18 protein-coding genes are annotated in these 21,801 nt (G+C 73.6%); 8 read left to right on the top strand and 10 right to left on the bottom strand.

The features are described from left to right. Positions 1 to 1,712: type I polyketide synthase (locus ACZ6S5_RS28935; protein ID WP_466005382.1), on the bottom strand; the 1,712-nt coding region annotated here is incomplete at its 3' end. Positions 1,713 to 2,223: 511 nt separating this feature from the next. On the opposite strand from ACZ6S5_RS28935, the gene ACZ6S5_RS28930 reads away from it, so the two are divergent. Continuing rightward, a complete protein-coding gene (locus ACZ6S5_RS28930; RefSeq protein WP_466005381.1) occupies positions 2,224 to 2,874 on the top strand; it encodes a DUF1579 family protein in 651 nt (216 codons plus the stop codon). Positions 2,875 to 2,932: 58 nt separating this feature from the next. Here the strand turns inward: ACZ6S5_RS28930 and ACZ6S5_RS28925 are convergent, their stop codons facing one another. Both ACZ6S5_RS28925 and ACZ6S5_RS28920 read right to left on the bottom strand, forming a co-directional pair. Continuing rightward, on the bottom strand, positions 2,933 to 3,709 hold the full coding sequence (locus ACZ6S5_RS28925) for a helix-turn-helix domain-containing protein (protein ID WP_466005385.1): 777 nt from the start codon (positions 3,707 to 3,709) through the stop codon (positions 2,933 to 2,935). A 261-nt stretch (positions 3,710 to 3,970) separates the two neighbouring features. Next, entirely contained in the window at positions 3,971 to 4,204 is a 234-nt protein-coding gene (locus tag ACZ6S5_RS28920) for a DUF5988 family protein (protein WP_466005380.1), read from the bottom strand. Positions 4,205 to 4,447: 243 nt separating this feature from the next. Here ACZ6S5_RS28920 and ACZ6S5_RS28915 point away from each other — a divergent pair, with 243 nt between their 5' ends. Further along, a complete protein-coding gene (locus ACZ6S5_RS28915; RefSeq protein ID WP_466005379.1) occupies positions 4,448 to 5,212 on the top strand; it encodes a thioesterase II family protein in 765 nt (254 codons plus the stop codon). Positions 5,213 to 5,273: 61 nt separating this feature from the next. On the opposite strand, the gene ACZ6S5_RS28910 is transcribed toward ACZ6S5_RS28915, so the two are convergent. Then, positions 5,274 to 6,710, bottom strand: a complete 1,437-nt coding sequence (locus ACZ6S5_RS28910) for an acyl-CoA carboxylase subunit beta (RefSeq protein ID WP_466005378.1) — start codon at positions 6,708 to 6,710, stop codon at positions 5,274 to 5,276. A 312-nt stretch (positions 6,711 to 7,022) separates the two neighbouring features. Between ACZ6S5_RS28910 and ACZ6S5_RS28905 the strand changes: the two genes are divergently transcribed. Together ACZ6S5_RS28905 and ACZ6S5_RS28900 are read left to right on the top strand one after the other, a co-directional pair. After that, entirely contained in the window at positions 7,023 to 8,888 is a 1,866-nt protein-coding gene (locus ACZ6S5_RS28905; RefSeq protein WP_466005377.1) for a 2-oxoacid:acceptor oxidoreductase subunit alpha, read from the top strand. Continuing rightward, complete coding sequence (locus tag ACZ6S5_RS28900) at positions 8,881 to 9,915, top strand: 2-oxoacid:ferredoxin oxidoreductase subunit beta (RefSeq protein ID WP_466005376.1); 1,035 nt, start codon at positions 8,881 to 8,883, stop codon at positions 9,913 to 9,915. The genes ACZ6S5_RS28905 and ACZ6S5_RS28900 overlap by 8 nt, the downstream gene beginning before the upstream one ends. Positions 9,916 to 9,948: 33 nt before the next feature. Here ACZ6S5_RS28900 and ACZ6S5_RS28895 read toward each other — a convergent pair whose 3' ends face one another. Beyond that, positions 9,949 to 11,346 (bottom strand): acyl-CoA synthetase, encoded by a 1,398-nt coding sequence (locus tag ACZ6S5_RS28895; RefSeq protein ID WP_466005375.1) that lies wholly within the window; start codon positions 11,344 to 11,346, stop codon positions 9,949 to 9,951. 184 nt (positions 11,347 to 11,530) lie between these two features. On the opposite strand from ACZ6S5_RS28895, the gene ACZ6S5_RS28890 reads away from it, so the two are divergent. Continuing rightward, a complete protein-coding gene (locus ACZ6S5_RS28890; RefSeq protein ID WP_466005374.1) occupies positions 11,531 to 12,154 on the top strand; it encodes a DUF2238 domain-containing protein in 624 nt (207 codons plus the stop codon). A 23-nt stretch (positions 12,155 to 12,177) separates the two neighbouring features. Here ACZ6S5_RS28890 and ACZ6S5_RS28885 read toward each other — a convergent pair whose 3' ends face one another. Continuing rightward, entirely contained in the window at positions 12,178 to 12,345 is a 168-nt protein-coding gene (locus ACZ6S5_RS28885; protein ID WP_466005373.1) for a hypothetical protein, read from the bottom strand. A 179-nt stretch (positions 12,346 to 12,524) separates the two neighbouring features. On the opposite strand from ACZ6S5_RS28885, the gene ACZ6S5_RS28880 reads away from it, so the two are divergent. Together ACZ6S5_RS28880 and ACZ6S5_RS28875 are read left to right on the top strand one after the other, a co-directional pair. Beyond that, positions 12,525 to 12,905, top strand: a complete 381-nt coding sequence (locus ACZ6S5_RS28880) for a DUF1622 domain-containing protein (protein ID WP_466005372.1) — start codon at positions 12,525 to 12,527, stop codon at positions 12,903 to 12,905. 469 nt (positions 12,906 to 13,374) lie between these two features. Next, positions 13,375 to 15,675 (top strand): ATP-binding protein, encoded by a 2,301-nt coding sequence (locus ACZ6S5_RS28875; RefSeq protein WP_466005371.1) that lies wholly within the window; start codon positions 13,375 to 13,377, stop codon positions 15,673 to 15,675. On the opposite strand, the gene ACZ6S5_RS28870 is transcribed toward ACZ6S5_RS28875, so the two are convergent. The 4 genes from ACZ6S5_RS28870 to ACZ6S5_RS28855 form a co-directional block, all read right to left on the bottom strand. Continuing rightward, the gene (locus ACZ6S5_RS28870; RefSeq protein WP_466005370.1) at positions 15,585 to 16,055 is read right to left on the bottom strand and encodes a response regulator; all 471 of its coding nucleotides are present in this window, start codon (positions 16,053 to 16,055) and stop codon (positions 15,585 to 15,587) included. The genes ACZ6S5_RS28875 and ACZ6S5_RS28870 overlap by 91 nt on opposite strands. Next, positions 16,048 to 17,988: a PP2C family protein-serine/threonine phosphatase gene (locus ACZ6S5_RS28865; protein WP_466005369.1), complete on the bottom strand. Its 1,941-nt coding sequence runs from the start codon at positions 17,986 to 17,988 to the stop codon at positions 16,048 to 16,050. Before ACZ6S5_RS28865 ends, ACZ6S5_RS28870 begins: the two co-directional genes overlap by 8 nt. 316 nt (positions 17,989 to 18,304) lie before the next feature. Continuing rightward, positions 18,305 to 19,174: a 4,5-DOPA-extradiol-dioxygenase gene (gene ygiD / locus ACZ6S5_RS28860; RefSeq protein WP_466005368.1), complete on the bottom strand. Its 870-nt coding sequence runs from the start codon at positions 19,172 to 19,174 to the stop codon at positions 18,305 to 18,307. Positions 19,175 to 19,286: 112 nt separating this feature from the next. Further along, positions 19,287 to 19,658 carry an ArsR/SmtB family transcription factor gene (locus ACZ6S5_RS28855; protein WP_466005367.1) on the bottom strand — a complete coding sequence of 124 codons (372 nt, stop codon included), beginning with the start codon at positions 19,656 to 19,658 and terminating at the stop codon, positions 19,287 to 19,289. A gap of 74 nt (positions 19,659 to 19,732) precedes the next feature. Here ACZ6S5_RS28855 and ACZ6S5_RS28850 point away from each other — a divergent pair, with 74 nt between their 5' ends. Beyond that, positions 19,733 to 21,700: a heavy metal translocating P-type ATPase gene (locus ACZ6S5_RS28850; RefSeq protein ID WP_466005366.1), complete on the top strand. Its 1,968-nt coding sequence runs from the start codon at positions 19,733 to 19,735 to the stop codon at positions 21,698 to 21,700. Positions 21,701 to 21,801 lie beyond the last annotated feature (101 nt).

Genomic DNA, 21,801 nt, shown 5'->3' with positions numbered 1-21,801 from the left:
AGCCGGTGGTCCAGGTGCGCGTTCAACGCCTCGCAGGTCTGGTCGAAGGTGTCCCGGTAGACGGGGTTGGTGGTGTAGAGGTCGGCGCCCATGCCCGGGTACTGGCTGCCCTGACCGGTGAAACAGAAGGCGGTGCGCCGGACGTCGGTCGCGGCCCCGGTGGCGGCGAGCGGATGCGGCCGCCCGTCGGCGAGCGCGCCGAGCGCGGCGACGAACTCGTCGCGGCCGGCTGCGGTGACCACCGCCCGGTACGGGAACCGGGTGCGCCGGGCGAGCGCGTCCCCGACCGCCGCCGGCGCCACGTCCGCCTGCGCGGTCAGCCACGTCCCCAGCCGCCGGGCGTACGCGCGCAGCGCCGGCTCGGTCCGCGCGGACAGCACCCATGACACCCACCCGTCCCCGGCCGCCCCGGCGGTGTCCACCGGGGCGTCGCGGACCACCACGTGGCAGGTCGTCCCGCCCATGCCGAACGACGACACCCCACCGCGCAGCGGCCGGCCCGGCCGGGGCCAGCCGGTCAGCTCCCGCTGCACCGTCAGGCCCAGGTCGTCCAGCGGGATGTCCGGGTGGGCGGTGACGAAGTTCAGGCTGGGCGGCAGCTCCCGGTGCCGTACGCAGAGCGCCAGCTTGACCAGGCCGACGATGCCGGCGGCGGCCTCCAGGTGCCCCACGTTGGTCTTGGCCGAACCCACCCGCACCGGGCCGATCCCGCCCCGTCCCCGGCCGACGACGGCGCCGAGCGCGGCCGCCTCCACCGGGTCGCCGACCCGCGTGCCGGTGCCGTGCAGCTCCACGTACTGCACCTCGGTCGGGTCCACCCCGGCCCGGCGGTACGCCGCGGCGAGCACCTGCTGCTGACCCTCGCGGCCGGGCACGGTCAGCCCCTCCGTCGCCCCGTCGTTGCCCACCGCCGAGCCGTCGATCACGCAGTAGACGCGATCCCCGGCGGCGACCGCGTCCGCCAGGGGCTTGAGCAGCACCAGCGCCCCGCCCTCGCCCCGCACGTAGCCGTTCGCCCGCGCGTCGAAGGTGAAACACCGGCCGTCGGGGGAGAGACCGCCGAACCGCTCGGCGCCGACCGCGCTCTCCCGCAGCAGGTTGAGGTTCACGCCGCCGGCCAGGGCCACCGTGGACTCGCCGGAGCGCAGGCTTTCGCACGCCAGGTGGACGGCGACCAGCGAGGACGACTGCCCGGTGTCCACCGCCAGGCTCGGCCCGCGCAGGTCGAACAGGTAGGAGATCCGGTTGGCGAGGATGCTGCGGTGCAGGCCGGTCACGGTGTGCGGGGTGATCCGCTCCGCGCCGTCCCGGTACGTGAGGTGGGCGTAGTCGTCCCAGATCGCGCCCACGAACACGCCGGTCGCGGTGCCGGCCAGCGCGGTCGGCGTGGTCCCGCCGTCCTCGACCGCCTCCCAGGCCAGCTCCAGCATCAACCGTTGCTGCGGATCCATCGCGGCCGCCTCGCGCGGCGAGACACCGAAGAAGTCGGCGTCGAAGCCACCGACGTCGTCGAGGAAGGCCCCGTGCCGCACCGTCCCGTCGGCACCCCACCGGTCCGCGGGCACCTCGCCGGCCGCGCTGGCCCCGGCGCGCAACAGCCGCCAGAAGGCCCCCGGCTCCGCCGCGCCGGGCAGCCGGCACGCCAGCCCCACCACCGCCACCGGGTACGGCCGACCACATCCCTCTCCAGGCGCGGTGTCAGGTCGGGTCATGTGCCTTCCCTCATCTTCCGTTCCTTGTGTGGTGGAGGGTCGGCGACAGTGGCACGCCATCCCGGATACGCATTTCCACATTTGTGAGGGACAGCGACGGAACCGGACTGTCTCGACAATGACGGAGGTCGGCGCCGACAATTCTCTGTCCAGTCGACAAGGATAGGTAGCGGCAATCAGCCCGGATAGCCCCTAGCGCCCCTACTTCGACCCCGCGACGCCGGTGCACAACCCCTGCTCACCCCTGTTCCGCAGGCATTTCGCGCGACCGTACCCGCAGCCCGTTCCCGGATTCGCAAGGGGTGTCGGCCATCCGTCGCCGGGCGGCTTGACTCGCCGGATCGGCTCCCATTACGTTCCCGTTCGACACATTTTCGTGCCGGCCGAATCTCCCCGTTGCTCACCCCCGATCGTGGCGAACGGACGTCGCCGGCGTTCCCGGCCGTACGTTCCCGCACGGTCCGGAATTGCGACGGCGCCGGCGTCCGTTCCCCACCGATCGGGAGGAAGAATGAATTCTCGGAAAACGGCGGTACGCGCCGGCGCCGGGTCGCGGCTGCGCCGCGGGCTGGCGCTCGGCGCGACGGCGGTGCTCGGTGCCCTGGCCCTCGGCTCGGCGCCGCCCGGCAACGCCGCGCCGGAGAGTTTCCCGGCGCTCGGCGACGACCTGGCCGCGGTCAACCGCTCCGCCACCGCCGCGCCCGCCCAGATGAGCCAGCTCGACTTCCTGCTCGGCGACTGGAAGTGCCTGGTCACCACGCAGATGCACGGCCAGCCGGCGATGACCAACACCACCTATCTCTCGGTGCGGTCCATTCTCGGCGGCCACTGGTACGAGCTGCGCTCGCTCCAACTGCCCAGCACCTCGAACCCGCAGCGGGTCGTCGCCCGGCAGGTCTACGGCTGGGACCCGGCGGCGCAGCAGTTCACCACCTACTACTTCGACGACGCGGAGGGGCAGGGCACCGGCAGCGCCCCGCAGGTCACCACCGGGCACGCCGTCTTCACCGGCACCTACCTGTTCAACGGGTTCCGCCACATCGGCCGGGACGACCTGTACTCGCCGGCGCCCGACAAGCTCTACAACGACGTCTCCATGGCGATGGAGTCCACTCCGGACCAGCTCTTCCCGGTGGGCACCGCCCGCTGCGACCGGCGCTGACCTCCTCACCGCCCCGGGGCGGGCCGCACCTCCGGCCCGCCCGGGGGCGGACCACTCGTCAGACCGTCACGCGGAGCCGCTCGATGCCGGGCAGCACCGACAGCAACGGCGGGTATCGCCAGTCCGGCGGCCGGATGGTCAGGTCGACCCGCAGCTGCCGCCCGGCACAGACCCGAAGCTCGTCCGACATGGCAACCAACAGCGACGGCGGGTGTCGGTCGTCCGTCGCCGGCCCGATCGCGGCCGCGAGCAGGTACCACCGGCCGACCGGCACCGGGTCCAGCCGGTACGGCCCCGGCTCCTGGACCAGCTCGGAGATGACCGGACGCCCCCGGGGGACGGGGCTGTCGAAGACGCCCACCAGGACCGGGGAATCGGCCCGCGGCACCGCCCGGATGGTGCCGGAGAGGATGCCGGCCGGACGGTCCCGCGGCGATCGCGGCTCGCCGTCCTCGGGGAGCGGCTCACCCTGGGCCACGCGACGGTAGGCGGTGGGGGAGAGGCCGACGCACTCGGTGAACCGGCGGGTGAAGGTGCCGAGGCTGCCGTAGCCGACCTGGACGCTGATCTCGGCCACGCTCAGCGTGGTGGTGGAGAGCAGATGCTTCGCCTCGCTGATGCGTACGGCGGAGAGGAACCGGCCCGGTGTCACGCCGGTGACCCGGCGGAAGGTCCGCAGAAAGTGGAATTTGCTTATCATCGCGGACCGGGCCAGGTCGTCGAGGCTCAGTGGCTCCTCGTACCGATCCCGGATTGCGTCAATGGCTTGCCGGATGCCGTCTTTCACCGTCGCCCCCCGCAATAATCGGTCTCCCAACGGGGAGTCTCCTGTCATCCGCTGCCAGAACGCGCACAGATCACTGTTATGCGAGGCCAGGCTGACGGCAGTTCCGGGAAGGCGTGCTCCACCGTTGCGAAACAGGAAGAAGAACCCGTATCGCGCCAAGATGGTACCGCAATCCTGGCGCTGAGTGACCGGGCAAGTTCGTTGAGTGGCCAAAACAGGTGGTTCCCGGCTAGCGACACCGAGCCCGACAGGCGAGGAAATGGACCGTTGTCGAGATCCGCGCCTTCTGTCGCATTTGGACGGTGAATGTCACTCCGCCACCCGGGTCCGCGTGGTCCACCGGAAGACCACCGGATCCGGGGACGACGCTACGCCGGCCGGCTCCCGCTCGAAGTGCTCGTAGCCGCCCCGGTGGTGAATCTTCACCTTCTGTCCGTCGGATGGCAGCCGCTGGCTGCGGACGGTTGCCGGCAGGTCGCTCGGTCCGCCGACGAGAATCGCCTCGACCATGTTTTCGACGACGTTTTCGGGCGAACTGGTCATCGCTGCCCCCATCCTGCGGGATATGTTTGCGAATTGACTGCTTTCATCATCGCTGGCGGATCTGCGATTGTGCACCCGTAATGCACCCCTATCCTCCGGTGGGGCCTGCGAAAATAGGGGCGCCGGCGGCCGGTGACGCATGCGGCGGCAAATACAATCACCCGAGGCGGTATCGCGCGCGCCACGCCAGCCGCCGTTCCCGGCCCGGCCGGACGCGCCGGCCCTCATTTCCCAGGACGGTGAATGCAGGTGACGACGGCTTTTTCCCAGGACGTCTGGACCCGCCGCTACCATGATGCGGGCCCGGACGCGGTGCGGCTGGTCTGCTTCCCGCACGCCGGCGGATCGGCCAGCTTCTACTTCCCGGTCTCCCGGGCGCTCGCACCGCGTCTCGAGGTGCTGGCCGTGCAGTATCCGGGCCGCCAGGAACGGCGCCGCGAGGCGGCGGTGGACTGCATCCACGAACTGGCCGACCGGATCGCCGAGGTGCTGCCGCTCGACGACGGCCGCCCGACCGCCTTCTTCGGACACAGCATGGGGGCGACCGTCGCCTTCGAGGTGGCCCACCGGCTCGAGCGTGACCGGGGCCGGTCGGTGCTGCATCTGTTCGCCTCCGGGCGGCGGGCGCCCGCCCGGGTACGCGTCGAGGACCTGCACCGGCGGGGTGACGACGCGATCGTCGCCGAGCTGCGGCGGCACAGCGCCACCGACGACCGGCTGCTGGCCGACCAGGAGCTGCTGCGCATGATCCTGCCGGCGCTCCGGTCCGACTACCGGGCCATCGAGACCTACCGGGCGCGCCCCGACACCCGCCTCCGCTGCCCACTGACGGTCCTGGTCGGCACCGCCGACCCGCTGGTCACCCCGGACGAGGCGGAGGCGTGGCGGGCGCACACCACCGGCCCTACCGACGTCCGCTACTTTCCGGGCGGCCACTTCTATCTCACCGAGCGGCCCGAGGACGTCCTCGGGGTGGTGACCGAGGTGCTCACCCCCGTCCGCCGCTGACCGGTCCGCCCCGCGTCGCCGGGCGACGCGGGGCGGCGGTGTGCGTACCCGGAAAGGGGTGTTAGAGGGGGATGTTGCCGTGCCGGCCGCGACGGTGCCGGGCGGCGGCGAACGCCTCGGCCAGCCGCCGGCGGGTGTCCGCCGGGTCGATCACCTCGTCGATCACGCCGAGCGCGAGTCCCCGGCGCACCCCGCCGGACTCCCGGCGGTGCTCCTCCACCAGGCGGGCGCGCAGCGCGTCCACCTCCTCCGGCGGCGCCGCCGCCAGCTCCCGCCGGTGCAGCACCCCCACCGCGGCCTCCGCGCCCATCACCGCCACCTGCGCCTCCGGCCACGCGAAGACCCGGGTCGCCCCGAGCGAGCGGGAGTTCATCGCGATGTACGCCCCGCCGTAGGACTTGCGGGTGATCAGCGTGATCCGGGCGACCTCGGCCTCGGCGAAGGCGTGCAGCAGTTTGGCGCCGCGCCGGACCACCCCCTCCCACTCCTGCCCGACCCCGGGCAGATAGCCGGGGACGTCGACCAGCACCAGCAGGGGTACGCCGAGCGCGTTGCACATCCGCACGAACCGGGCCGCCTTCTCGGCGCTCTGCGAGTCGAGGCAGCCGCCCTTGCGCAGCGGGTTGTTGGCCAGCACCCCGACCGTCCGCCCGGCGAGCCGGCCCAGCCCGACCACCATGTTCCGGGCCCAGCCCGGCTGGAGCTCCGCGAAGGTGGGCCCGTCGTCGTCCCGGTCGAGCAGGTGCCGCACCAGCGGCCGCACGTCGTACGCCCGCCGGCTGGACTCCGGCAGCAGCGCCCGCAGGTCCGGGCCGCCGGCCGCCGCGCCCAGGTCGATGTGACCGGGCCGGGCGAGCAGCTCGGTGATCCGGCGGGCGCGGGTGTACGCCTCCGCCTCCGATCCGGCCGTCACGTGCGCCACCCCGGACCGGCGGGCGTGCACCGACGGGCCGCCCAGCGACTCCATGTCGACCTGCTCGCCGGTGACGCTCTGCACGACGTTCGGGCCGGTGACGAAGACCCGCGCCGCGTCCGACATGATCACCAGGTCGGTGAGTGCCGGACCGTACGCGGCGGCCCCCGCAGCCGGGCCGAGCACGACCGAGATCTGCGGGATCCGCCCGGACGCCTTGGTCATCATGGCGAACATCCGGCCGACGCCGTCCATCGCCTCGACACCGTCGGCCAGCTTGGCGCCACCCGAGTGCCACAGCCCGATCACCGGCCAGTGCTTCCACAGCGCCAGCCGGATCGCCTCGATGATGTGGTCCGCGCCGGCCGCGCCGAGCGCCCCGCCCATCCTGCCCGCGTCGGTGCAGTACGCGACCACCGGGAAGCCGCCGATCCGCCCCCGGACCGCGGTCACGCCGCTGTCGTCGGCCGGGTGCATCGGCAGCAGGCTGCCCGGGTCCAGCAGCCGGCCCAGGCGGGTGGCCGGGTGCCGGTCGTCGGTGCGGACCGCCTCGTCGGCGCGGGGTGCGGTGAGTGTGACCGTCATGGTGGACCTCCGCAGCGCGGGCTGAGTTGTGAGGGCGTGTGGCTCACGCTAACGACGATCTCGCGCGCCGCTGAACCCCTAGGCCACCCCGGATCCGGTGCCGTCGAGAGGGAAATCCACATGCTCAGCTAGGGGTTGCCCAATCGCCGCGTACGCGCTTCGCTGTCCTCGGCGCCCGTTCGCGCGCAGGCGGACCTCCGCCCGGCAGGACAGCACGCGGACCGGGGCGGTCCACCGTGGCCGCCCCCTGATCGGGCGCGCCGCGCCGGCCGCGACGCCGGCAAGTCCGGCCGTACCCGGTGGAGGACCGTCATGACCCTGGCCGCGAGCAATGGGAAGCGAACCCGTCGACTGGACCGGGTGGTGATCCGGTTCGCTGGTGATTCCGGTGATGGGATGCAGCTCACGGGTGATCGGTTCACGTCGGAGACGGCGCAGTTGGGGAATGATATTTCGACGTTGCCGAATTTCCCGGCGGAGATTCGGGCGCCTGCGGGGACGCTGCCGGGGGTGTCGTCGTTCCAGGTGCATTTCGCTGATTACGACATCTTGACGCCGGGGGATGCGCCGAATGTTCTGGTGGCGATGAACCCGGCGGCGTTGAAGGCGAACCTGACGGATCTGCCGCGGGGTGCGGACATCATCGTGAACACCGATGAGTTCACCCGGCGCAACCTGGCCAAGGTGGGTTACACGGTCAGTCCGCTGGACGACGACTCGCTCGCCGGCTACGTCGTGCACCCGGTGGCGCTGACCTCGATGACGGTCGGCGCGCTGGCCGAGCAGGACGTGTCCAAGAAGGACGCCGAGCGGGCCAAGAACATGTTCGCCCTCGGCCTGTTGTCGTGGATGTATTCGCGGCCGTACGAGTCGACGTTGCGGTTCCTGGAGCGTAAGTTCGCCGCCCGTCCCGAGCTGGTCGCGGCGAACGTGGCCGCCTTCCGGGCCGGCTGGAACTTCGGGGAGACCACCGAGGACTTCTCCGTCCGGTACGAGGTGAAGCCGGCGAAGATGCTGGCGGGCACCTACCGCAACATCACCGGCAACCAGGCCCTGTCGCTGGGTCTGGTGGCCGCCGGGGTGCGGTCGGGGTTGCCGGTGTTCTTGGGGGCGTATCCGATCACCCCGGCGTCGGACATTCTGCACGAGTTGTCCAAGCACAAGCGGTTCGGTGTGGTCACCGTGCAGGCCGAGGACGAGATCGCCGCGGTCGGCGCCGCCCTCGGGGCTTCCTACGGCGGCTCGCTGGGTGTGACCACCACCAGCGGCCCGGGTGTCGCGTTGAAGAGCGAAACCATCTCCCTGGCCGTGGCCCTCGAACTTCCGCTGGTGATCGTGGATGTGCAGCGGGCCGGGCCGTCCACGGGGATGCCGACCAAGACCGAGCAGGCCGACCTGAACATGGCGTTGTACGGCCGACACGGTGAGGCCCCGGTGGCGGTGATCGCGCCGAAGTCGCCGGCGGACTGTTTCCACGCGGCCATCGAGGCCGCCCGGATCGCGTTGACGTATCGCACGCCGGTGATCCTGTTGTCGGACAACTACGTCGCCAACGGCTCCGAACCCTGGCTGCTCCCCGACGTGGAGTCGCTGCCGGACCTGCGGGTGCAGTTCGCGACCGCCCCTAACGCCGAGGACGGCACCACGTTCCTGCCGTATCTGCGGGACCCGCAGACCTTGGCCCGGCCGTGGGCGATCCCCGGCACACCCGGGCTGGAACACCGCATCGGCGGCCTGGAGAAGGCCGACAAGACCGGGGACATCTCCTATGACCCGGCCAACCACGACTTCATGGTCCGCACCCGCGCCGCCCGCATCGAGACGATCCTGGTACCGCAGGTGGAGGTGGAGGACCCCGACGGCGACGCCCGCGTCCTCGTGTTGGGCTGGGGCTCGACCTACGGGCCGATCGGGGCGGCCTGCCGCGGCCTGCGCCAACGCGGCCTGAAGGTCGCGCAGGCGCACCTGCGGCACCTGGCGCCGATGCCCGCCAACCTCGGTGAGGTGCTGCGTGCCTACGACCGGGTGGTGATCCCGGAGATGAACCTCGGCCAGCTCGCCCACGTGATCCGCGCCCGGTTCCTGGTCGACGCGATCGGCTACAACCAGGTCCGCGGCCTGCCGTTCACCGCCGCCGAGCTGCAGACCATGCTGGAAGAGGTCGTCAAGAATGTCTAACCCCACCCCGGTCAAGCTGACCGCGAAGGACTTCAAGTCCGACCAGGAAGTGCGCTGGTGCCCCGGCTGCGGCGACTACGCCATCCTCGCCGCCGTCCAACAGTTCATGCCCGAACTGGGCATCCCCCGGGAGAACATCGTGTTCATCTCCGGGATCGGCTGCTCGTCGCGCTTCCCCTACTACATGAACACCTACGGAATGCACTCCATCCACGGCCGCGCCCCCGCCATCGCCACCGGCCTGTCCGTGACCCGCCCCGACCTGTCGGTCTGGGTGGTCACCGGCGACGGTGACGCCCTGTCCATCGGCGGCAACCACCTCATCCACGCGCTGCGCCGCAACGTCAACCTGAAGATCCTGCTGTTCAACAACCGGATCTACGGCCTGACCAAGGGCCAGTACTCCCCCACCTCAGAAATCGGCAAGATCACCAAGTCGACCCCGGTGGGCTCAGCGGACGCCCCGTTCAACCCCCTGTCCCTGGCGCTGGGCGCGGAAGCCACCTTCGTCGGCCGCACCATCGACTCCGACCGCAAACACCTCCAGTCCGTGCTGCGCGCCGCCGCGCAGCACGAAGGCTCAGCGTTCGTGGAGATCTACCAGAACTGCAACATCTTCAACGACGGCGCCTTCGACCAACTCAAAGAACCCGCCACCCGGGACGACTACCTCATCCGGCTGGAACACGGCCAACCGATCACATTCGGCGCCCACGGCCAATACTGCGTCGTCCACCCACCCGGCGGGTTCGGCCTCGAAGTCCGCGACACGACGGCCACCCCAGCCGACGACATCGTGGTACACGACGCAACCGTCACCGACCCCGCCTACGCCTTCGCCCTGTCCCGCCTGCCCGGACCCGACCTGCGCAACACCCCCATCGGCGTGTTCCGCAACGTCACCCGCCCCGCCTACGACACCGTCGTGCAGAAACAGGCGACCACCGCCAAAACCAACGTCGACGAAACCCCCGAACAGCAACTCGCCGGACTCCTCGCCAGCGGCGACACCTGGACCATTGACTGACCGGTCGCGGTCGAGCCGGTGCGCCGCAGCGGCTCAGCCCAACCGGGACTTCTGCACCTTGCCGAGCGCGTTGCGGGGCAGGGCGTCCAGAAAGTGGATCCGCCGGGGACGCTTGTGGACGGCGAGCTGCCGCGCCACGAAGTCGATCAGCTCCGGCTCGGCGGCGCCGTCGGCCACCACGTACGCCGTCACCCGCTGCCCGAGCTCGTCGTCCGGGACGCCGACCACCGCCGCCTCGCGTACGGCGGGGTGGGCCAGCAACGCCTCCTCCACCTCCCCGGCGCCGATCCGGAACCCGCCGCTCTTGATCAGGTCGGTGGCGGCCCGCCCCACGATCCGGTGCCGCCCGTCCGGGTCGATCGTCGCCACGTCCCCGGTCCGGAACCAGCCGCCGGCCAGCCGCACCGCCGCGTCGGCGTCCGGCCGGCCCAGGTAGCCGTCGCACAGCGTCGGCCCGCGGACCAGCAGCTCACCCATCGCCACGCCGTCGGCGGGCACCGCCCCGAGGCGTTCGTCGACCAGCCGGGTCTCCACCCCGGGCAGCGGCCAGCCCACCGTGCCCGCCAGCCGGGACCGGTCCGCCCGCGCGCTCACCGTGATCAGCGTCTCGGTCATGCCGTACCGCTCCACCACCCGGTGCCCGGTGAGCGCGTGCAGCCCGTCGAAGACCGTGGCGGACAGCGGCGCGCTCCCCGACACCAGCAGCCGCGCCCCACGCAACGCCCGGGCGGCGGACGGGTCGGCACAGACCCGCGACCAGACCGTCGGCACCCCGAACAGCAGCGAGCCGCCGGCCGCCGCGTACCGCTCCGGTCGGGGCCGCCCCACGTGGTCGAGCCGGCCGCCGAGGCGCAGCGGCCCCAGCACGCCCAGCACCAGCCCGTGCACGTGGAACAGCGGCAGCCCGTGCACCAGCCGGTCGTCCGGCGTCCAGGCCCAGGCGTCCGCGAGACCGTCGAGGCAGGCGGCGATCGCCCGCCGGGACAGCAGCACGCCCTTCGGCAGCCCGGTCGTCCCGCTGGTGTAGAGGATCAACGCCGCCCGGTCGCCGGCCGGCTCCGGATGGCGGCTCGCCGAGCGGTCCCGTGGTGACACCGGCACCACCGGCAGGTCGCCCGCGTCGACGTCGGCCCCCTCCGGGGCCAGCACCGCTGCCACGGCGGAATCCCGCAGGATGTGCGCCCGTTCCATCGGGCCCGCGTCCGGCGGCACCGGCACCACCGTCACGTCCGCCAGCAGCGCCCCGACGATCCCCACCACCGTCTCCAGCGTGGCGGTCGCCGCCACCGCCACTCGGTCCAGCCCGCGGATCCGGTCGGCCACCGCCGACGCGCACTCCAGCAGGCGGGTGCCGGGGAGCGCCCGCCCGGCGACCCGGACCGCGTCGGGACGCTCGTCCGGCGCGTGCGACAGTGCCGTCAGCAGGGCCACGTGGCAGCCTTCCGTGCAGCGCGGGGCGCGGCCGGTGACCCGGCCGGCCCGGAGCCCGACGGGCCCGGGCCGACCGTAACGAGGCCCCGGGACGCCGCACCACCCCTAATCGTCGACCCCGCTGCTATCGTCGGCGTCCGGCCGGCGGCGGACCGGCCGTCCAGTCAGGAACAGGCGGTCACCGGTGGCCCGAGTACGCAACGTCCTCCCGCCGGTGCTGCTCGGCTTCGTGCTCGTCGCGCTGGTCGTCTCCGGTCTCCGGCCGTACGACCGGCTCACCTGGCTGCTGGAGACGGTCTGGGTGATCGTCGGCGTGCCGGTGCTGCTGCTCACCTGGCGCCGGTTCCCGCTCACCACGCTGCTGTGCTGCCTGCTGGCGCTGCACGCGCTGATCCTCATCGCCGGCGGCCACTGGAGCTACGCGCGCACCCCGCTCGGCGATTGGGTGCGGGACCTGTTCGACCTGTCCCGCAACCCGTACGACCGGCTCGGCCACTTCGCCCAGGGCTTCGTGCCGGCCATCCTGGTCCGGGAGATCCTGGTCCGCCGCTCACCGCTGCGCGGCAGCCGCTGGCTCGGCCCGCTGGTGGTCTGCGCGTGCCTGGCGTTCAGCGCCTTCTTCGAGCTGATCGAGTGGTGGGCCGCCCTGGCCGGCGGTTCGGCCGCGGACGACTTCCTGGCCACCCAGGGCGACGTCTGGGACACCCAGTGGGACATGTTCCTCGCCCTGATCGGCGCCATCACCGCACTCGTCCTGCTCAGCCGGTGGCACGACCGCGAACTGGCGGCCCTGCCGCCGCCCCGGTAGGAGAGCGGCTGCCGGCCGCGGGTTCACTCGTCGCCGACGGTCTCCGTCTCGCCGTCGTGCTGGAACTGGGCGGCCAGGTGCTCGTCGGGCTGCGGGGCCTGCGCGATCCTGTGATGCGGGTCCCCGTCCGTGGAGAAGAGCACGTCGTCGGTCTTGCGGCTCTTCTCCTGCTGCTCCTCGGGCTCCGTCACGTCGGGCTCCTCGTCAATCGCCGTCGCCGTCTGGTCACCGCCGGAGATCCCGGTGGGCCGGTCGTACCCACCCTAGGCAGGCGCGCAGCGACTGCGCAGGCGTTCGCCGCCGCTCGCGGAACCGCCGAAACCGCCCGAACGGCGGCGGGAATGCGGGATCGTGGGCAGGGAGGTGACGGGTGCCGACCAAGGAGATCATCCAGCGGATCGGGGCGCTGCTGGATCTGGCCGGAGTGCTGGTCATCGCCCTGGGCGTGGGCGTCGCCACGGTGGTGTTCCTGCTGCGCTGGTGGCGCACCCGGCAGTTGGTCGACCACTACCGGGCGTACCGGCAGGGCGTCGGCCGGGCCATCCTGCTCGGGCTGGAGTTCCTGGTCGGCGGGGACATCATCCGTACCGTGGCGGTCTCGCCCACCTTCACCAGCGTCGGGGTGCTCGCCCTGATCGTGCTGGTCCGGACCTTCCTCAGCTTCTCGCTCGAGGTGGAGCTCGACGGACGCTGGCCGTGGCAGGGCAAGGGGCCGACCGTCGGCCCGAGCGTGGGGGCCGCACCGCGATAAACCGGCGGCGTTGGTCGTACCCGGCCGGGGAGAATGCCGACCGTGACGCCGCTGCGGATCATCAAGGGCGACGCGACCAGCCCGCAGGCGAAGGGCCGCAAGGTGGTCGCGCACGTCTGCAACGACCTGGGCGGCTGGGGCAAGGGCTTCGTGCTGGCGATCTCCCGGCGCTGGCCGGGCCCAGCGCGGCACCCGGCCGGGCAGTGCCGGGCCGCCGATCCGCTACGACGCCCTCGAACGCTGCCTCGCGGCCCTCGCCGAGCAGATCGAGGGGCTGGGCGGCGCCTCGGTGCAGATGCCGCGGATCGGCTGTGGCCTGGCCGGAGGCCGGTGGTCACGGGTCGAGCCGCTGATCACCGCCACGCTCTGCGCGCGGGACATCCCGTCACCGTCTACGACCACGACTGAACGGGGCGAACCCGCAGGTCGTCGCCGGGCGGGTGGGCCGGGCGCCGGATACAGTCGCGCGGTGACGAATCGAGGACCGGGTTGGCTGTCCGAACGTGAGGTGGCCGCGGAGCGGGTCGTGGGCACCCCGTTCGACCTCACCGACTGCGTCCGGGAGCCGATCCATCGGCTCGGGGGCATCCAGTCCCACGGGGCGCTGCTCGGTGCGTCGGGCGGCATGATCGCGGTGGCCAGCGGCAACGCCGAGCCGACCCTCGGCGTCGCCGACCTGCTGGGCGCCCCGATCTCCCGCGTCCTGGCCGGTGAGCAGGTGACCGCGGTCGAGGCGCTGGCCGATGCGGACACCGGTGAGACGGCGATGCTGCCGGTCACGGTCGGCGACCGGCGGTTCGACCTGACCGTGCACCGGTCGGACGGCCTGCTGGTGCTGGAGTTCGAGCCGGCTCTCGCCGCCGCGGTCCACTCCTTCGCCGGCTTCTACGCCCCGATCCGGCAGGCGTTGATCCGGCTCCAGCAGGCCGGCACGGTCCGCGAAGCGTGCGAGGCCGCGGTCCGGGAGGTCCGCGCGATCACCGGCTTCGACCGGGTGGTGGCGTACCGGTTCGAGTCGGCGGACGGGCCGGGCGAGGTGATCGCCGAGGACGTGATCGACGAGTGGGAGCCGTGGCTGGGCCTGTGGTTCCCGGCCACCGACATTCCGCCGCAGGCCCGCCGGCTGTACGAGAAGAACTGGATCCGGGTGATCGCCGACGTCGACGATCCGACGGTCCGCCTGGTGCCGGAGACGCTGCCCGGCACCGGCGAGCCGCTGGACCTGTCGCTCTCGGTGCTGCGTACGGTCTCGCCGTTCCATCTGGAGTACCTGCGCAACATCGGGGTGACCTCCTCGATGTCGGTGTCGTTGCTGGCCGGCGGCCGGCTGTGGGGTCTGATCGCCTGCCACGGGCGCGCCCCGAACCCGCTCGGCCCGGAGCTCCGGGCCGCCTGCGAGTTCTTCGGCGTCGCCCTCTCCCTGCACCTCGCGGCGCTGCGCGAGCGCGACGAGACGGCGGCCCGGGAACGTGCCCGGACGGTCATCGCCCGGCTGCTGGAGACCATGACCGACGACCTGCCGACGGGTTGGGCGGACGGCCCCGCCGGACTGGACCGGCTGATGGCGTGCGACGCGGTGGCGGTCCGGCTCGGCGCCCGGGTGGTGGTGCACGGCGCCGACCCGGGGGACGCGGCGCTGCACGCGTTCTGGGCGGCGCTGCCCCCGCTCAAGGCCGGGGAGCTGTGGCACAGCGACCGGGTGGGCGAGACGTTGCCCGACCTGGCCCCGTACGCGGCCGACCTGGCCGGCGCGCTGGTGCTGCCGCTGGGCGGCGCCGGTGACTGCATCGCCTGGTTACGGCGGGAGCGCGCGACGCAGCGTCGCTGGGCCACCGACCCGGAGCAGCCGGTCCGGCTCGGCCCGAACGGTCGCCGGCTGACCCCGCGCGGCTCGACCGCGGTCTTCCTGGCGACGGTGAGCGGGCAGAGCGTGCCCTGGTCGCCGACCGACCTGGTGATGGCCGCTGAGCTGGGCCGCGCGGTGGTCGAGGTGGCGCTCGCCCACGCCCACGCGGTCTCCGCGCTGAACAGCCAGCTCAGCCGCAGCAATGTCGACCTGGAGTCGTTCGCGCACGCCGCCGCGCACGACCTGAAGGAGCCGCTGCGGGGGATCGCGAACAACGCGGCGTTCATCGTCGAGGACACCGGGGCCGAGCTGGACCCCACGACGGCCCGGCGGCTGGGGTCCATCCAGCGCCTGGCCACCCGGATGGACGAGCTGCTCAACTCGCTGCTCTACTTCTCCCGGCTGGGCCGGGCCGGGCTGCGCCGGGAGATCGTCGACCTGCGGGTGGCCGTCGACCGCGCGTTGGAGGTGGCCGGGCCCCGGCTCGTCGAGGCGGGAGTGGAGCTGGGCCGGCCCGAGCCGGGCGCCGTGCTGGTCAACGCCGACCCGGACCGCCTCGACGAGGTGTTGGTGAACCTACTGGTCAACGCCGCCAAGTACGTCCGCCCCGAGCGGCCCCGGCGGGTCGCCGTCGGCGGTGGCCCGGTCGTCCCACCCGGTGCCGTCGATCCGGTGCCGGGGGTGTACGTCATCGACAACGGCATCGGTATTCCGACCCACCTGCGGAACGAGGCGTTCGAGCTGTTCCGGCGGCTGCACCCGCAGGGCGCCCTCGGCGGCGGGTCCGGGGTCGGCCTCGCGGTGGTCCGCCGGATCGTGGAACGCCACGGCGGTCAGGTCTGGCTGACCGAGCCCGACGGCGGCGGGACGACGATCTGGTGCACGTTCCCGGCGGAGCCACCCGCCGAGCGGGAACGCCAGTAGTCGACGGTGCCGCGCAGCACGGTCTGGAAGAGCGCAAAGTTGATCGGCTTGTAGATGTAGCTGTCCGCGCCGGCGGCGTAGCACGCCTCCGCCTCGGCCGGCTCGGTCGACGAGGTGAACACCACGATCGGCAGGCCCGCGAGTTCGGTGCGGGTCCGTACCTGGCCCAGGACGGCCAGCCCGCCCTCGCCGGGCATGTTGAGGTCGAGCAGGACGAGGTCCGGCGTCCGGCCCTTCGGGTCGGTGAGCCGGGGGAGCACCTCGGCGCCCGAGCGCAGGAACTCCAGCTCGATGTCCGGGAAGGCGCGGCCCAGGGCCCGTTCGATCGCCTCGACGTCCTCGTCGGAGTCCTCCACGACCAGGATCAACTCCTCAGCCATTCCCATCCTCCTCCCGCCATCCGACGCTGCGCCGCCCGTCCGACCACCAGCCCGGCCCCGAGCCGCCGGGCCGCTCCACCGCCACCTCGACGCGGCACCGTCCGGCCAGCTCGGTGACGGTGACGTCCCAGTGCGCCGGGCCGGCCGGCGCCGTCGCGGCGAGGGCGACGACGAGCCGGCCCGCGTCCTCGCCCAGCTCGGCGGCGACGGCCCCGCCGAGCCCGCGCGCGTCGCCGGACACCCGGGTCCGCCCCCGGACGACGCCCGGGGCGCGGACCCCCAGCACCGCCATGTCGTCCAACCCGCTGCCCCGGAAGTCCACCGCCTCCCGGACCAGTTCGTGCACCAGCACCTCCACCGGGGCGGCGCGCAGCCGCTCCAGCACGGCGGTCAGCGCCGACTCCTCGAACATCCCGCCGAGCGCGTCCCTGGCCTCGGAGAGCCCGTCGGTGAACAGGACCATCGTGTCCCCGGCGGCCAGGCGCAGCCGGGAGCGACGCAGCGACACCTCGTCGCGTACGCCGAGGACCACCCCGCCACCGCGACCGGCCAGCGGCGGGCCGGCGCGGCGGACCACCGCCGGCGCGGGATGGCCGGCGGAGACCACCTGGGCGTCGAGCCCGTCCGCGACGGGACGGAAGGTCGCCACCGCCGCGGTGACGAACCGCCACGACCCGGTCTGGCGCAGCGCCGTGTTCAGCCGGCCCAGCGCCCGGGCGGGGGAGACCCCCTCCTGCAGGAGGGTGCCGAGGGTGTGCCGGGCCATGCCGGTGAGCGCGGCCGCCTCGGCGCCCCGGCCGCAGACGTCGCCGATCACCGCCGCCGCGCCGCCGTCCCGGGGCAGCACGTCGTAGAAGTCGCCGCCCACGTCCAGCCGCAGGTCGCCGACCGCGTACGCGGCGGCCAGCTCGACGCCGTCGACGTCGGGCAGCCGCGCCGGCAGCAGATGACGTTGGAGGGTGACCACCTCGCTGCGCCGCTGCTCGTACAGCTGTGTGTTGTCGATGGCGAGCGCCGCCCGCCGGGTCAGGTCGGCGAGGAACTCCGACTCGTCCTCCACGCCGGGCCGGTCGAACAGGAAGGCCAGCGCGCCGAGCGTGCGGCCCCGGGCCCGCAGCACGTGGACGCTGGCGGTACGCGCGCCGAGCACCGGTGCCAGCGTGGCCGGCACGGGCGCCGTGGCGGGCCCCTTCCCGTCGGCGATCACCTCGCCGGCGAGGCGGTTCAGCCAGCCCATCGCGGGGCTGTCGCCGGTCAGCGCGGACTGCCGGCGCACGTCGACGTGCACCCCGGTGTGCGGCGCCGCCCGGCCGCGATCGCACAGATAGACCAGGCAGCCCTCGGCGATCGCCGGCACGGTCATCCGGGCCACCCGGTGCAGCGTGTGCGCCGCGTCCAGCACGGCGTCCATCTGCAACGACGCCTCGGCGAGCAGCGCGTCCCGGCTCCGGGTGTCCTCGTCGGCCCGCTCCCGGGCCAGCCGCTCGACGGTCTGCCGTCCGACGTCGGTCACCTGCGCCAGCCGGTGTGGCGCCGGGCCGTCCAGCCCGTCGGCGAGCGCCGTGAGCAGGACGGCGTGGCCGTTCGCGCCGCCGTCGAACCCGGCGAGCAGCACCCGCCGGGCACCCCGCGCGGCCAGCGCCGGGCCGAGCGCGCCCCACGCGGCGTCCGACGCGTCCAGGTCGACCGGCGACCCGTGGTCGGCGGTGAGCAGCGGCGGTAGTTCGGCGGGCGGTTCGGCCAGCCCGTGCCAGCGCCGGGCGAGGACGCGGCCGGCGCGGTCGTGCCAGACCACGCCGGCGGCCGCCGCGGGCAGGGCGAGGAGGGCGGTGAGGACGGCGGCGTCGAGGCCCGCCCGGTCGGAGACCGCCGCCGCGCCGGACCAGAGCCGGTGCAGGGCGTCCGACCATCGGACGTTCGACGCCTCGCTCATCCACACCCCCTCGGACACCTGTGTGAGCAGGCCAATCTAACGGACCGGCCGGTGGGCGCAGGTCGGCCTGCCGACACCGCGCACCGCCGGGCCGGCGGACCTGGTGCATTGCCCGGCGCGCCGCCGGGGAAAACTACGGCCGGCCGGCCACGGCGCGGCGCAGCCGCAGCGGTGGATGGGCGAGCGGGCGGGCCACCGCGTACAGCGGGGCGAGCCACCGGCGCGGCGGTACCGGCGCGCGCCGTCCGGCGGCCCAGCTCCGGAAGCCGCCCCGGCCAGCCCAGCGGGCCCGCCGCCGAGCTCCACTGTGGTCCGGTCAGATGTTGGCCGAGTCGGCCGGGACGTCGGCCGGCAGCGCGGGCGCGCCGGCCGACGGCGCCTCCCGCCGGCAGCGCAGCCCGAGGGTGTACGCGGTCATCGACAGCGACCCGTACGCGTACCCGTCGACCAGCACCTCGGGCCGGCCCTCGGCGGCGCCGGCGAGCCCGGCCAGGTAGAGCAGCGGGATGAAGTGGTCCGGGGTGGGCACGGCCAGATCGTAGTCGCGGTGCCCGTCCAGCTGGGCCGCCTCGGTGGGAGCGTCCAGCACGATCTCCCGGGCGGCGTCGTCGAAGCGGCGGGCCCAGTCGAAACCCTCGTCGGCCAGGCGCGGATCCACTCCGCCCAGGTTGTGCACCACGTTGCCGCTGGCCACCACGAGCACCCCGCGCTCGCGCAGCGGGGCGAGCCGGGCACCGAGGTCGAGGTGGTAGTCCAGTGGCTTGAACGCGTTGACGCTCAGCTGCACCACCGGGATGTCCGCGTCGGGGAAGGCGTGGGTGAGCACCGACCAGGTGCCGTGGTCGATGCCCCAGGAGTCCAGGTCGGCGCCGACCCAGGTGGGGTGCACCACGTCGCTGATCTCCTCGGCCAGTTCGGGCAGGCCGGGCGCGGGGTAGCGGACGTCGAACAACGGCTGCGGGAAGCCGTAGAAGTCGTGGATGGTGCGGGGCCGCGGCATGGCGGTGACCGCGGTGGCGCCGATGTACCAGTGCGCGGAGACCACCAGGATCGCGCGGGGCCGGGGCACCGCACGGCCGAACTCCCGCCAGGCCGAGGTGTAGCGGTTGACCTCCAGGGCGTTCATCGGGTTGCCGTGCCCGAAGAACGCCGCCGGCATCGTCGTCCGCGTCGTCTGCTCGCTCATCCCGCTCCCCGCCGCCGGCCGTGTCCCCGAGGCTAACCCGGTCCGGCCGCCGGTGTCCGGACAAAGCGGTCGGGCCCGGTAGGCGAGGCCGCGGCGGCCGGCTGACCGCCGCTCAGCCCGTCGGGGCGTGTGCGGCCAGGTCGCCGCGGGCGTGGTCGGGCAGGTCGCGGTCGGTGTGGTCGGCGTGGAACAGCGCCTCGTCCAGCAGCGCCCGGACGTGCACGTCGGCCGCCGAGTAGTAGACGAAGGTGCCTTCACGGCGGCCGCGTACCAGCCCCGCCAGGCGCAGCTTGGCCAGGTGCTGGCTCACCGCCGTGGGGGCCGCCCCGACCAGCTCGGCCAGGCAGGCGACCGAGGACTCGCCCTGGAGCAGCGCCCAGAGGATCTTGATGCGGGTGGGGTCGGCGAGCATCCGGAAGCTCTCGGCGGCGAGGTGGACCTGCTCGTCGTCGGGCATCCGGAAGTCCGGGAGCGAGGTGTGCACCCGACCAGCGTAACGGTGCTCGGTTGGCTGGCTGCTTGAATACCTGCGAACTGATGCAGGTAATGTGGCGTCGCGTGACCCTGACGACCGATCCCCGGCGTACCGCGCCGACCCCCGCTCCCGCCCTCCGTAGCCGGAGCCTGGCGGCGCGCCTCTGGGCGCTGACGGAGGTGCGCTGGGCGGCGGCGGCCACCCTGCTCTTCGCGCTGGGTGGCCTGGCGCAGCTCGCCGACGCGCCCGCCCCGCTCTGGTGGACGCTCTACCTCGCCTGCTACGCGGCCGGTGGCTGGGAGCCGGCGCTCGCCGGGCTGCGGGCGCTGCGCGAGCGGACCCTCGACGTCGACCTGCTGATGATCGTCGCCGCGCTCGGGGCCGCCGGGATCGGTCAGGTGCTCGACGGGGCGCTGCTGATCGTCATCTTCGCCACCTCGGGTGCCCTCGAGGCGTTCGCCACCGCCCGTACCGCCGACTCCGTCCGGGCCCTGCTCGACCTCGCCCCGGAGCGGGCCGCCCGGGTCCGGGCCGACGGCGTCGAGGAGGTGGTGGCCAGCGCCGACCTGGACGTCGGCGACGTGATCCGGGTCCGCCCCGGTGAGCGGATCGGCGCCGACGCGGTGGTGGTCGACGGGGCCAGCGACGTCGACCAGGCCGGTGTCACCGGTGAACCGCTGCCCGCGCCGAAGCACCCGGGCGACGAGGTCTACGCCGGCACCGTCAACGGGGCGGGCACCCTGCTGGCCCGGGTGCACCGGCCGGCGGCCGAGTCGGTGGTGGCCCGGATCGTCGCGCTGGTCGAGGAGGCGTCGGCCACCAAGGCGCGCACCCAGTTGTTCATCGAGAAGGTGGAGCGGCGGTACTCGGTCGGAGTCGTGGTGGCCACCCTGGCGCTGTTCGCCGTGCCGCTGGCCTTCGGGGCGGCGCTGCAACCGACGCTGTTGCGGGCGATGACCTTCATGATCGTCGCGTCGCCCTGCGCGGTGGTGCTGGCGACCATGCCGCCACTCCTGTCCGCCATCGCCCTGGCGGGGCGGCACGGCGTGCTGGTGAAGTCCGCCGTGGCGGTCGAGCGGCTGGCCGACACCGACCTGGTGGTCTTCGACAAGACCGGCACGCTGACCGAGGGCACGCCCCGGGTCGCCGAGGTCCACCCGCTGCCCGGCGGCCCGGACGGCGACACGATGCTGCGGCTGGCCGCCGCCGCCGAGCACCCGAGCGAGCACCCGCTCGCCGGGGCGCTGCTGGCCGCCGCCGGCGAGCGCGGCCTCACCCTGCCGCCCGTCGCCGACTTCACCGCCACCCCCGGCCGGGGCGTCGCGGCCACCGTCGAGGGCCGGCGGGTCCTGGTCGGCAGCCCGGCGCTCCTCGACGGGTTCGCCTCGACCGCCGCGTCCCGGCTGGTCTACGCGGAACAGGCGGCCGGGCGTACCGCGGTCGTGGTGGTGGTGGACGGCGCGCCGGCCGGGGTCCTGGGTCTGGCGGACCGGGCGCGGCCCGGCGCGGCCGAGACCGTCACCGCGCTCACCGCGCTGACCGGGACCCGGCCCGCGCTGCTCACCGGCGACAACGCCGGCGCGGCCGGCCGGCTCGCCGCCGACACCGGCATCGCCGAGGTGCACGCCGGCCTGCTGCCCGAGGACAAGGTGGACCGGGTGCGGGCCCACCAGCGCGACGGCCGGCGGGTGCTGCTGGTCGGTGACGGGATCAACGACGCCCCGGCGCTCGCCGCGGCGGACACCGGCGTGGCCATGGGGCGCCAGGGCTCCGACCTGGCCCTGCGCACGGCCGACGCGGTCCTGGTCCGCGACGACCTCGCCGCGCTCCCCGCGCTGGTCGGGCTGGCCCGCCGGGCCCGTCGCCTGGTGGTCGCCAACCTGATCGTCGCGGCGACCTTCATCGCGGTGCTGGTCACCTGGGACCTGGTCGGACACCTGCCGCTGCCGCTCGGCGTGGCCGGCCACGAGGGCTCGACTGTCATCGTCGGCCTCAACGGGCTGCGCCTGCTGAGCGCCCGGGCCTGGCGGCGGGCCGAACAGGCGCGGTGAGCCGGCGACGCGACCGCAGGTGCGACATCCGGCCCACCGTTCGACCCGTCGATGCGAGGCCATAATGCTCTTCCCCTTCGCATCTGCGGGCCGCTAGGGTG

This window comes from Micromonospora sp. NPDC051924 (assembly GCF_055586005.1).
This window is presented reverse-complemented; position numbering and strand designations above follow the sequence as displayed.

Bases quoted from the DNA above. Each gene is read 5' to 3' on its own strand.
- ACZ6S5_RS28930 (WP_466005381.1), top strand. From the start codon at position 2,224: ATGAATTCTCGGAAAACGGCGGTACGCGCCGGCGCCGGGTCGCGGCTG.
- ACZ6S5_RS28925 (WP_466005385.1), bottom strand. From the start codon at position 3,709: ATGACAGGAGACTCCCCGTTGGGAGACCGATTATTGCGGGGGGCGACG.
- ACZ6S5_RS28920 (WP_466005380.1), bottom strand. From the start codon at position 4,204: ATGACCAGTTCGCCCGAAAACGTCGTCGAAAACATGGTCGAGGCGATT.
- ACZ6S5_RS28915 (WP_466005379.1), top strand. From the start codon at position 4,448: ATGCAGGTGACGACGGCTTTTTCCCAGGACGTCTGGACCCGCCGCTAC.
- ACZ6S5_RS28910 (WP_466005378.1), bottom strand. From the start codon at position 6,710: ATGACGGTCACACTCACCGCACCCCGCGCCGACGAGGCGGTCCGCACC.
- ACZ6S5_RS28905 (WP_466005377.1), top strand. From the start codon at position 7,023: ATGACCCTGGCCGCGAGCAATGGGAAGCGAACCCGTCGACTGGACCGG.
- ACZ6S5_RS28900 (WP_466005376.1), top strand. From the start codon at position 8,881: ATGTCTAACCCCACCCCGGTCAAGCTGACCGCGAAGGACTTCAAGTCC.
- ACZ6S5_RS28870 (WP_466005370.1), bottom strand. From the start codon at position 16,055: ATGGCTGAGGAGTTGATCCTGGTCGTGGAGGACTCCGACGAGGACGTC.
- ACZ6S5_RS28865 (WP_466005369.1), bottom strand. From the start codon at position 17,988: ATGAGCGAGGCGTCGAACGTCCGATGGTCGGACGCCCTGCACCGGCTC.
- ygiD (WP_466005368.1), bottom strand. From the start codon at position 19,174: ATGAGCGAGCAGACGACGCGGACGACGATGCCGGCGGCGTTCTTCGGG.